Genomic DNA, 10,600 nt, shown 5'->3' with positions numbered 1-10,600 from the left:
TATTCGGTGGCCGGCGACGCGATGCAGGCGATGCAGATTCCCGCCACCATCCTGACCTCGCGCGATGACCCGGTGATCCCGGTGGGCAGTTTCGAAAAGCTCGAACTGCCGCCGAACATCGAACTGGACATCGCCGAGTACGGCGGCCACTGCGGCTTCATCCGCGACTGGGGCATGACCAGCTTTTCGGACGACTACATTGCCGGCCGCTTCAACGCGATTGCCGACGCCGGAGCGCCGGCCGAAGGCCTGGCGCCGGCTCAGGCATCCGCGCCCACGGCGCGCTGACGCATCCAGCTGGCGATGCTCATGCGGTCGCGCGTGGCCGGCAACACCTCGTGCTCGAACCTGCCGGACAGGAACAGCAGCAACTCGCCCGCGCGGGGGAGGATGTCGCGATGGCTGCCGTCGTCCAGATACAGGCGCAGCGCGCCACCATCCGTGTCCAGCCAGTCCTGGTTGAGATAGAACACCGCCGAGAGGACCCGGGTGTCGCTGCCGCGCAGGCGATCCAGGTGCCGCGCGTAGCCGGCGCCGGGCCGGTACATCGCGTAGTGCGATTCGCAATCGACCAGGCTCAGCATCAGTTCGCGCCCCAGCCTCTGGCGCAACGCGTCCATGCGGTCGGTGAAAACCCGCTGCGGCCCGGTCAGGGCATCCGTGGCAAACCAGTGGATGCTGTCGCCACGCAGCGACGATGTCGTGCGGCCGATGCCGGTGCGGGCGGGCAGCAGTTGCCGGGCATCGTGCAGCGCGGCGCATTCGAGCCCCAGCGCACGCGTCTGCGCGTCATCCAGCAGGCCGGGCAGCGTGCACCAGCCATCGGCCGCCAGCGCGCTGGCGGCGGCATCGAAACAGAAGGGGGAAGACATCGAACGCCCGGAGTGCGCGAAGCAGCGAAGTGGCCGTTCCGGTGCATGCCTGGTCGGGCGGCGCTGGGGGGCAGGCTGCCATGACCGGCAGCGGCGCAGCATACGATGATTCGTCAGCGCGTGCGCAACGGATCGAGCAGGCGGCCCAGGCCGTTGTGATCGAGCTCCAGCATCAGGGCCAGCAACTGGCCCAGCTGACCGGGCGGGAAGCCCTCGCGGGCAAACCAGGCCAGGTAGGCACCGGGCAGGTCCGCGATCAGCCGGCCCTGGTACTTGCCGTACGGCATGCGCACGGTCACCAGTTTCTGCAGATCGGCGGCGTCCATGTGATGGCCTCGGTGGCGGGGAGGAACGGCATGGCGGGAACGACACGACTGCATGCGGCAAGGCCGGTCCCGAAAGCGCCATGCGCGACCTGCTGGACTGAAACCGGGCGTCAGTCCGCCGCCACGCAACGCCCCTGCGCCCAGGCCCGCAGCGCGTCCACCTGTTCGCGCATCAGGACCGACAGCGGGCGGGTCTGCTTGAGGGCATGGAGCAGGGTCGGCTGGTCCGGTGGCGTGCCGTTGCCGGCCGCGTCGTACAGCGCGCTGACGATGGTCTGTTCGATTTCCGCGCCGGAAAAGCCTTCGCTCGCCGCCGCCAGCGCGGGCAGCTCGAAGCTGGCCGGGTCGAGCTTGCGGCGGGCCAGATGCATCGCGAAGATCTGTTCGCGCACCGCCGCGACGGGCAGGTCGACGAAGAAGATCTCGTCGAAGCGGCCCTTGCGCAGCAGCTCGGCGGGCAGCTCGTGCACCGCGTTGGCGGTGGCGACGACGAACACCTTGGCCTTGCGCTCGGCCATCCAGGTCAGCAGGTAACCGAGCACGCGGCGCGACACCCCGCCGTCATCGCCGCCGCCGGCCAGGCCCTTCTCGATCTCGTCGATCCACAGCACGCACGGTGACAGCAGCTCGGTGCTGGCCAGCGCCTCGCGCAGGTTCTTTTCGGTCTCGCCCTGATACTTGTTGTACAGCGTGCCGAAATCCAGCCGCACCAGCGGCACGCCGAAGCCGCCGGCGATCGCCTTCGCCGCCAGGCTCTTGCCGCAACCCTGCACGCCGAGCAACAGCACGCCCTTGGGCGGGTCGAGCGCGGGATCGGGCGTGGCGGCGAGGAACACCGCGCGCCGGCGCTGCACCCACTCGCGCACGCGGCTGACCCCGGCGATGTCGGCGAAGCTGGCGGTGGCGTACTCGTAATGCAGCAGGCCGGAGCGGTTGAGCAGGTCGAACTTGGACTGCATCAGCACCGGCAGGTCGCTCGCCCCCAGTGCGCCGTCGGCGTAGATCAGCTTGCGCACGATGCGCCGCGCATCCGGCGCGGACAGCCCCAGCAGGTTGCGCACGATGGTGCGCGCGGCGTCGTTGTCCACCTCGATCTTGCGGTTCTGTTCGCGCTGCCAGGCCACCGCCTCGGCGCGCAGGATGCCGGCCAGCTCCTTGATGTCGGGCAACGACAGCGGCACCCGCAAGGCCAGCGCCTCCAGCTCCTCGGGCAGCTCCACCTTGGCGCCGACCAGCACGATGGTGTGCGCGGCCGAACGCTGGCGCTGCACGATCTCGCGCAACTGGCGCAGGCTCATCGCGTAGCGCAGCAGGCTGTGGAAGTCGAACATCAGGTAGATGCCGCGCTCGCCCTGGGCGCGGATCGCGTCCAGCGTGGCGGTGGCGTCCGGCGCCACGTCGCCCTCGCGCTGGGCGAAGTCGAGCCGGTTCAGGCCGTCGGTGAGGGTCCAGCGCCACAGCGGATGCAGTGCCTGGGCAATCACGTGGCGGAAGCACTCGATCACCCGCTGCTCGTCTACCGTCTCGATCACCAGCAGCGGCGTGGCCGCGCGAACCAGCGTGGTGAGATCCTGCAATTCGCTCATGTTTCCCCCTCGAAGAGGAAGAGTTTACAGAGCGCCGACGCTTCTGGCTTCACGCGCGGCGATATACGCTGGCCTTCCGTCCACCGAAGGAGCGCCGCCATGCGCCTGCTGTTGTCGTTGTTGCTGCTTGGCTCGTCGTTGCCCGCGCTGGCGGCGACGAAGCTGGACAGGCTGGTCCTGCCGAAAGGTTTCCACGTTGCGCTGTATGCCGACCAGGTGCCGAACGCCCGCGAAATGGCGGTGGGCGCCAACGGCACCGTGTTCGTCGGCTCCACCGGCGCGGGCAAGGTCTATGCGCTCACCGACCGCGATGGCGACGGCGTGGCCGACCAGGTGCGGGTCATCGCCAGTGGCCTGCAACTGCCGATGGGCGTGGCCTTCCACGATGGCGACCTGTACGTGTCGGCGGTGAGCCGGATCGTGGTGCTGCGCGACATCGAGCAGCACCTGGACGCGCCACCGAAGCCCGAGCTGGTCACCGACAAGCTGCCCACCGAGACCCATCACGGCGGCAAGTTCCTCGCCTTCGGTCCCGACGGCAAGCTGTACGTGCCGATCGGCGCGCCCTGCAACATCTGCGATCCGGCGCCGGATCACGGCAAGCTGATCCGCATGAATCCCGACGGCAGCGATTGGGAAGACGTGGCCCGCGGCATCCGCAACACGGTCGGCTTCGACTGGCAGCCCGGCAGCGGCCACCTGTGGTTCACCGACAACGGCCGCGACCTGCTCGGCGACGACACCCCCAGCGACGAACTGAACCAGATCACGGCGACCGGCCAGCACTTCGGCTACCCGTACTGCCACCAGGGCGACACGCTCGATCCGGACTTCGGCAAGGGCAGGAGCTGCAAGGATTACGTGCCGCCCGTGCTGAAACTCGGTGCGCACGTCGCCTCGCTCGGCATGCGCTTCTACGACGGCAACCAGTTCCCGGCCAGCTACAAGGGCGCGATCATCGTGGCCGAACACGGCTCGTGGAACCGCACGCAGAAATCCGGCTACCGGGTGATGACGGTGCGCCTCAAGGGCGACAAGGTGCTGTCGTACGCACCGCTGATCACCGGCTTCGAACAGGACGAAAGCGCCTGGGGCCGCCCGGCCGACGTGCAGCCGCTGGCCGACGGCAGCGTGCTGGTCAGCGACGACCTAGCGGGCGCGGTGTATCGGGTGACGTACAAGCCCTGAGTTTCGCATCACGCTCGTCATTCGTGCGCCGGCAGGAAGCGCACTCCACACCCAACCAGGTGGACACACACCATGCAACTACGCAGCGACAACTTCGAAAACAACCAGCCGATTCCGGCCACCTTCACCTTTGGCAAGCGCGCCGATCCGTTCGCGCTGTCCGACAACCACAGCCCGCATCTGGCCTGGAAGAACGCGCCGTCGGCCACCCGTTCGTTCGTGCTCACCTGCATCGACCCGGACGTGCCCAGCCGCGGCGACGACGTGAACCAGCCCGGTCGTATCGTGCCCGCGGACCTGCCGCGAGTGGAGTTCGTGCACTGGCTGATGGCCAACATCCCGGCCGAGTGCGGCGAGCTTGCCGCCGGTGCGTGCAGCGACGGGATCACCCCGCGCGGCAAGCGCGAACCGTTCGGCCCGCCGGGCAGCGTGCAGGGCGTGAACGATTTCACCGGCTGGTTCGGCGGCGATGCCGACATGGGCGGCGAATACCTCGGCTACGACGGCCCGTGCCCGCCGTGGAACGACGCGTTGCTGCACCACTACCACTTCACCGTGTACGCGCTGGACGTGGCGGCGTTGCCGCTGGTCACCGGCTTTTCGCTGGCCGAGCTGCGCGCGGCGATGGCGGGCCACGTGCTGGAGCAGGCCGAGCTGGTCGGCACCTGCACGCTCAACCCGGACGTGGCTGGCTGAACTGTCGCGGCGCTGAACGTCGGCGCCGCGTGCATGCCCGCCCGTTTTCTCTTCACACCGGCAAGGCACGGGCTATGGGTGAATGGCTGCACGCGGTTGCACCGCGGGCACGTCTTCCCCCATACGAGGATTCCCCCATGCTTCACTACGCCCTGGTCTTCCTGGTCATCGCCATCATCGCCGCCGTGCTCGGTTTCGGAGGCATCGCCGGCGCCGCTGCCGGCATCGCCAAGATCCTGTTCGTGATCTTCCTGATCCTGGCGATCATCGCGTTCTTCCGCCGCGCCAGTTGACCCCTGCCGATCGCGACGCGGGCGCGCCATACTGAGTCTTTCCGGAGCCAAGCAATGAACAATCAAGTCAGCAGCAACGACCAGCCGGCCGGCGATCGCATCGACGAGCGCGCCGAGCGGATCAAGCAGGCCACGTCGGCCGCCGTCGCCAGCACCAAGGACAGCGTCGAGCGTGCCGCCGACCACGTCGAGGAAGGCCTGCACCGCGCCACCGACAAGGCGGCCGGCGCGGCGCACAAGGCCAGCGACAAGGCCGCCGAGGTCAGCGAGCGCAGCCGCGAGGTGTATGACCAGACGATGGATCGCGCCGATGCCTGGCTGGAGCAGGCGCGTGACTACGTGCGCGAGAAGCCGGTGCAGTCGGTGGCCATCGCGCTGGGCGCCGGCTGGCTGCTCGGCCGCATCCTGCGGCGGTGAGCCATCCGGACCAGACCGATCCCGTGAACGGCGACGGTGCATCGACTCATGCGACAGCGGCGCCGGACCCGGCGCCGCTGTCGTCTGGTCTGCTGGCCGAACTGGGCCAGTTCGGGCGCGCCATCCGGCATCTGTTCGGCGCCCAGCTGGCCTTGCTGGCTGCCGAGCTGGGGCTGGCGCGCAGCGCCGTTTCGTGGATGCTGCTGGCCGCGCTGGCAGCCACCGTCGCGGGCGTGGGGCTTGGCCTGACCCTGCTTGGCCTGGTCGGCGTGGCGCTGGCCGCGTGGTGGGGTTCGTGGTTCTGGGCGTTGCTGGGGCTGGCCGTGCTGCAACTGCTGTTCCTGCTCGGCGCGATCATCCTGTTCCGCCGCTGCATGCACTGGATGAGCCTGCCCGCCACACGCAGCGAATGGGGTGCGATGATGCGCGAAACGCTGCACGAGGACGCGGACAAGCCGGCCGCACCTTCCGGGCAGCGTGATGGGGGAACGCCATGAGCCTGTTCGACCGCCTGGCCAAAGTGAAAGCCGCCCAGCTGCGCATGCGGCTGGCGCGGCATGAACTCGCCGCGCCAGCCGCGCGGCTGCTCGCCCGCGGCCGCGAAAACCCGTTGACCACGGTGGGCGTGGCCGCCGGTGCCGGCGTGGTGTTGGGCACGCTGGACGTGCATCCGCTGCGCGTGCCGGGATTCGGCTCGCTGTTGAGCGGCGGCCTTGCCGAAGTGGTGGCGCAGGGCACCCGGCTGGTGGCCGACTTCGCCGAGGTCAGCATGGCGAAGCACGCCGCGGCGGACATCGCCGAGCCCGGCGAACAGGCATGAGCATGAGCGAACCCGAACCACTGCCGACGCTGGCGCCCGGCACCGCCGTTGGCGTCGTCGCCGAGGTCGCGGTCGCCGAAGAGCTCGAACCGCCGCCCGGCCCGGACACCCCGCTGCGGCGACGCAACCCGGTGCTGGGCATACGCCGCCACCTGCGTGCGATCCGCCTGGTCTTCAACGCCTTGCTGCTGCTGGCCCTGCTGTACACCATCACGCTGACCAAGGCCTTGCTGATCCCGCTGGTGCTGGCCGCCTTCATCGGCCTGGCGCTGAATCCCATCGTGGCTTTCGGCGCCCGTGTGCGCATTCCCCGCTGGCTTACCGCGATGGTGTTGATGATCGGCCTGATCACCGGCATCGGCAGCGGCGTCGGTCTGCTGGCCCAGCCGGCCATCGGCTGGTTCCACGGCGCGCCCACCGCGATCCGGAGTTTCGTGCCGAAACTGCGCAGCTTCACCAAGCCGCTGGAGGCAGCCAACCGCGCCACCCAGACCCTGGTCAGCGGTTCCAGTACCCGCGCGGCCGTGCCGCAGTCCGCGCCGATCTCGATCAGCGCCTGGGACGTGGTCTCGACCGCGCCGAAGGTGCTGGCGGCCGTGCTCAGCGTGCTGCTGCTGGTGTTCTTCTTCCTGATCTACGGCGATTCGATGCTGCGTCGGCTGGTGGAGATCACCCCCAGCTTCGCCTACAAGCGGCACGCGGTGACGATCGTGCGCGGCATCCAGACCGAGATCTCGCGCTACCTGCTCACCGCATTGCTGATCAACGCCAGCCTCGGCGCGATCACCGCCGGCATGCTGTGGCTGTACAAGGTGCCCGACCCGCTGCTGTGGGGCGCGGTGGCGATGTTCGCCAACTTCATTCCCTATGTGGGCGCGATCGTCACCACCACCTTGCTGGCGGTGGTGTGCATGCTGTACGCCAACGACGCCAGCCTCGAAGTGTTCCTGCCGGTGCTGACCTTCGCCGGCATCACCGCGGTGGAAGGCAACCTGATCACGCCGCTGATCCAGGGCGCCAGCATGCGGCTGAGTCCCATCGCGATCCTGCTGTGGCTGCTCGTCTGGGGCTGGCTGTGGGGCATCCCCGGCGCCCTGCTGGCCGTGCCGATGCTGACCTGCACCAAGCTGATCACCGAACGCGTGCGCGGCTGGGAGTGGTTCGCCCACATCGTGCAACGCTGAGCGCGATCCGCGTCGTGTCCGTCAGAGGTCATCCCGCGACAGGTTGAGCAAGGTGTAGGAGCGCTGCTCGCCTTCGAACCTGTCGCCGCTTGCGGATACCAGCGTCACGTGCCGCTGCACCATGATCACGTCGCTGACGATGATGCCCCGGCGGATCGTCGTATAGCCGCTCCAGCTGGCCTTGCCCGGGATCACCGACACCTCGATCGTCTTGCCGGCGGTGGTGGTGATCTGCATCGGCTTGCCTCTTTTCTCGCGCGACTGGTCGTCGGACGACGGGCCTTCGCCGCTGCCGGTGCGGGTCAGCGTGATGACCCCGTCGCGCGGATCGGCACGCAGCACGTGCACCTGTTCCGTTCCGGCCGGGCCGATTTCCCAGGGCCTGGGGATGGCGACGTCCCAGCTCACGCCGGCGCGGAGCTGCTCCGGCGCCTTGCCCCACAGCAAGGGATTGAAGATCACGCCGCTGGTCTGGTCGTTGATGCGGCACTTGCCCGCATGGCAGTTGGTGATGCCGTCGCGAAGGATCTCGATGCCGTGCACCGGCCCGTGGGCCGGATGGCCGTCGTAGCGATCGTCTTCGTCGAAGACGAAGGCCTTCGCCGTCACGCCGGTCACCGCGTAGTCGGCGGTGCCGCTGATGCGGTCGACCGTTTCCTCGAACCCCGCGCCCCGGGTCGAGACGGTCTTGGCGAACACGTCGGACAAGTGTTCGCCCACCTTGAGTTCGGGGCGCAGGAAGTTCGTGGCGGGTTCGGCATGGACCCATGAGATGCCCAGGCAAGACATCGAAACGCACAAGGCGAGAAGGCGGGCGGCGCGGAAGCGGCGGGTCATGACGGACTCCAGGAGTGGGTGCTGTCGACGGTCGTCCATCGACGCGGGCGCGATGGCTGGTCAGTGCGCGATGCCGTGGGCGCGCAACACCCCGGAAATGTCGAAGCGCCAGAGATTGCGCGAGCCGTTCAGCGGCGACTGCAGCCGCCGCTGCAGCGAGTCCGCGTCGTCGCGGGGCTTCGGAAAACGCACCTCGTCGCGGCGCGCGCTCGACACGAACAGTTCGCCGAACGCCGGACCCAGCGACGGCGCGTTTTCCAGCGTGCGGCTGTTGACGTCACCGCCCAGGTGCTCCGGCTTGCTCCAGCCACCATCCGGCTGGCGGAACACGATGTAGATGTCGGCGCTGCCCAGCGCATCGCCTTCGTTGCCCGCGTACAGCAGGAAGCGCCCGGCCGGGTCCACCGCGGGGTCCATGCGGTTGTTCGCGGGATCGCCCAGCGGCACCTGCTCCGGTATGGCATGGCCGTGATCGCGCGCCACGTAGATCTGGTAGGCCTTGCCGGAATCCGCGCGATGCGCCGAGAAATAGACGTCGCCGTTGGCCGCCACCGACGGGTTGTAGATCATCGCCCCGTCGTTGAGCGCGCCGTCGACGTGCACCGGCGCGGCCCATCCGCCAGCGGCCTGTCGTTCGACGAACCACAGGTTCGTGCCGGGAAAACTGCGTCCGTTCATCGTCGCCATCACTGGCGTGCCGCCGGGCTGCAGCGGCCGGTTGGAGACGAAGTACAGGCGCCGGCCATCGGGCGACAGCGTCGGCTCGGAGTCGTGCCACTCGCCGGAAAACCCGGCGACCTGCGGTGTCGACCAGCGATCGCCCGCGCGATGCGAAACCATGATGGTGTCGTCGGCTTCGGCAAGATCCGAGCGCATGAAGTACAGCGTGTTTCCGTCCGGCGTCAGCGCGACCGAGGTTTCCTGCAGGCCGGTGGAGATCACGCCTGCCCCCAGCAGCGCGCCGGCGCAGGCGACTGGTGATGCGAACGCGAGTGCGAGGCTGGCGACGAAGGCGAGGTTACGTGGCGTCATGGCCGTTCCTGGTCGAGTGATGGGGGCTTGCTGCGGCTTCGCGCGAGCGCGGCGCGTCGAGCCACGGTGCCAGCGACATTTTCCAGATGTGGTCGTTGCCGTTGTCCCACGCGCGCATCCGCGCCAGGTCATCCCGCGCCTGCGCGCCCGTGCGCGGGTAGCTCACCTTTGCCGTGTAGTTGCTGGTGAAGTACAGCGTGCGGGCATCCGGGCCGAGGTGCGAACCCCAGGGCTCGTAGCGGTTCACCGCATCGCCCAGGTCGATCGGCGCACCCCAGCCCGCGCCGTCGCGGAAGGCGATGTACAGCCGGTCGGGTTTGTCCTTGCCTGCGTAGTTCGCGTCGAACACGATGAACGACTGGTCCGGCGCCACCGCCGGATCGAGTTCGTGTGCGGCCGGATCACCCAGCGCGAGGCGCTGCGGTGCCTGGTAGCGGCCATCGCGCCAGGCCGTGCGGTAGAGATGGAATTCGTGGGTGGCCTCGTCGCGCCGCTGGTAGTACACGTCGCCGTTGGCCGCCACGCTGGGCGCGTACACGCTGGTGCCGACGTTCACCGCGTCGGGCAATCGCTGCGGCTCGCCCCAGCCGCTGCCGTGGCGGTCCACCCGCCACAGCTGGCCGCCATGCAGCGCGGTCCCACTGGCCACCGCGGCGCGGTTGGAGGTGTACACCAGGAACGAACCATCCGGCGCCATCGCCGGATCGTGGTCCTGCCATTGCCCGGAGAACGAGGCGATCCGCGGCGTCGACCAGCCATTGCCCACGCGATGTGCTTCCATGATGAAGCCGTTCCAGCGCGCCTGCTGGTCGAAGTAGACGGTATTGCCGTCCGGCGCGAAGGTCAGGCAGTCGACCCCGGACGGGCCGGAGATCGCGCCGGGGGCGAAAATTTCAGGCGATGGGGAAGTCATGCTGGCAGCGTGGGTCGCAGTGGTGCCGAAAATACCCAGCGCGACGAGGCTGCTGGCGAGCAGGGTGAGCGAGCGGTGGGCCATGCGTGTTCCTCGGCGCGATGATGTGCAACCGAGTCTGCGCAGCGGCGCCAGCGCATCGCCGCCGCTTTGTGACGAGCGGAAAGCCGTCGTGACCAGCGGTCATCAGCGCGGGACAATCGGCTCCGCTTGGCTGAGGAATCGACGCGCTCTACGCGTCGTGCGCCAAGTCATTGCAAGAGCCTGCTCACGCCCAGCCTCGTCATGCCTGCGAAGGCAGGCATTGCACCCAGTTGGTACGTCTGTGGCGAGGCTCGCACATAAAGCAAGAGCTTTCGTCTGCCTTCGGCAGCCGAGTCACTTTTCTCTTGCGTGGCCAAGAGAAAAGTAACCAAAAGAGAAGGCCACCCCGCTT

Annotated in this window: 13 protein-coding genes and 1 pseudogene; 8 read left to right on the top strand and 6 right to left on the bottom strand. The window is 68.5% G+C overall.

Translation table 11 applies throughout. The annotated features are described in order from the left end of the window. Window positions 1-288 (top strand): annotated as a pseudogene (locus ASD82_RS00455) (alpha/beta hydrolase); the annotation flags it as partial. Here ASD82_RS00455 and ASD82_RS00450 read toward each other — a convergent pair. From ASD82_RS00450 to ASD82_RS00440, 3 genes are all read right to left on the bottom strand, one after another. Next, window positions 261-872, bottom strand: coding sequence for a 2OG-Fe(II) oxygenase (locus ASD82_RS00450; protein WP_056713846.1), 612 nt, complete (start codon window positions 870-872; stop codon window positions 261-263). The pseudogene ASD82_RS00455 and the gene ASD82_RS00450 overlap by 28 nt on opposite strands. 113 nt (window positions 873-985) lie before the next feature. Continuing rightward, complete coding sequence (locus tag ASD82_RS00445; protein WP_056713844.1) at window positions 986-1,198, bottom strand: DUF3820 family protein; 213 nt, start codon at window positions 1,196-1,198, stop codon at window positions 986-988. A 110-nt stretch (window positions 1,199-1,308) separates the two neighbouring features. After that, window positions 1,309-2,784: an AAA family ATPase gene (locus ASD82_RS00440; protein WP_056713841.1), complete on the bottom strand. Its 1,476-nt coding sequence runs from the start codon at window positions 2,782-2,784 to the stop codon at window positions 1,309-1,311. A gap of 99 nt (window positions 2,785-2,883) precedes the next feature. Between ASD82_RS00440 and ASD82_RS00435 the strand changes: the two genes are divergently transcribed. The 7 genes from ASD82_RS00435 (at window position 2,884) to ASD82_RS00410 (ending at window position 7,382) form a co-directional block, all read left to right on the top strand. Continuing rightward, a complete protein-coding gene (locus ASD82_RS00435; RefSeq protein WP_056713838.1) occupies window positions 2,884-3,972 on the top strand; it encodes a PQQ-dependent sugar dehydrogenase in 1,089 nt (362 codons plus the stop codon). A gap of 72 nt (window positions 3,973-4,044) precedes the next feature. Next, window positions 4,045-4,668 (top strand): YbhB/YbcL family Raf kinase inhibitor-like protein, encoded by a 624-nt coding sequence (locus tag ASD82_RS00430; protein ID WP_056713835.1) that lies wholly within the window; start codon window positions 4,045-4,047, stop codon window positions 4,666-4,668. Between the two features lie 137 nt (window positions 4,669-4,805). After that, window positions 4,806-4,961, top strand: coding sequence for a DUF1328 domain-containing protein (locus tag ASD82_RS17260; protein ID WP_007809737.1), 156 nt, complete (start codon window positions 4,806-4,808; stop codon window positions 4,959-4,961). A gap of 54 nt (window positions 4,962-5,015) precedes the next feature. Then, window positions 5,016-5,378, top strand: a complete 363-nt coding sequence (locus ASD82_RS00425; RefSeq protein ID WP_056713833.1) for a DUF883 family protein — start codon at window positions 5,016-5,018, stop codon at window positions 5,376-5,378. Next, window positions 5,375-5,875 carry a hypothetical protein gene (locus tag ASD82_RS00420; protein WP_082542591.1) on the top strand — a complete coding sequence of 167 codons (501 nt, stop codon included), beginning with the start codon at window positions 5,375-5,377 and terminating at the stop codon, window positions 5,873-5,875. Before ASD82_RS00425 ends, ASD82_RS00420 begins: the two co-directional genes overlap by 4 nt. Further along, window positions 5,872-6,198 carry a hypothetical protein gene (locus tag ASD82_RS00415; protein ID WP_056713827.1) on the top strand — a complete coding sequence of 109 codons (327 nt, stop codon included), beginning with the start codon at window positions 5,872-5,874 and terminating at the stop codon, window positions 6,196-6,198. The genes ASD82_RS00420 and ASD82_RS00415 overlap by 4 nt, the downstream gene beginning before the upstream one ends. Window positions 6,199-6,200: 2 nt before the next feature. Beyond that, entirely contained in the window at window positions 6,201-7,382 is a 1,182-nt protein-coding gene (locus ASD82_RS00410; protein ID WP_056713825.1) for an AI-2E family transporter, read from the top strand. 21 nt (window positions 7,383-7,403) lie between these two features. On the opposite strand, the gene ASD82_RS00405 is transcribed toward ASD82_RS00410, so the two are convergent. Genes ASD82_RS00405 through ASD82_RS00395 form a run of 3 tightly spaced genes read right to left on the bottom strand, consistent with a single transcriptional unit; the run spans window position 7,404 to window position 10,248 of the window. Further along, window positions 7,404-8,219 carry a hypothetical protein gene (locus tag ASD82_RS00405; protein WP_056713823.1) on the bottom strand — a complete coding sequence of 272 codons (816 nt, stop codon included), beginning with the start codon at window positions 8,217-8,219 and terminating at the stop codon, window positions 7,404-7,406. A gap of 60 nt (window positions 8,220-8,279) precedes the next feature. Then, a complete protein-coding gene (locus ASD82_RS00400) occupies window positions 8,280-9,251 on the bottom strand; it encodes a PD40 domain-containing protein (RefSeq protein WP_056713819.1) in 972 nt (323 codons plus the stop codon). Next, window positions 9,238-10,248 (bottom strand): PD40 domain-containing protein, encoded by a 1,011-nt coding sequence (locus ASD82_RS00395; protein WP_056713817.1) that lies wholly within the window; start codon window positions 10,246-10,248, stop codon window positions 9,238-9,240. Before ASD82_RS00395 ends, ASD82_RS00400 begins: the two co-directional genes overlap by 14 nt. Window positions 10,249-10,600: the final 352 nt, after the last annotated feature.

The organism is Rhodanobacter sp. Root179 (assembly GCF_001428465.1).
Lineage (GTDB): Bacteria > Pseudomonadota > Gammaproteobacteria > Xanthomonadales > Rhodanobacteraceae > Rhodanobacter.
The sequence above is the reverse complement of the archived record's forward strand: the minus strand, read 5'-3'. Positions and strand labels throughout refer to the sequence as shown.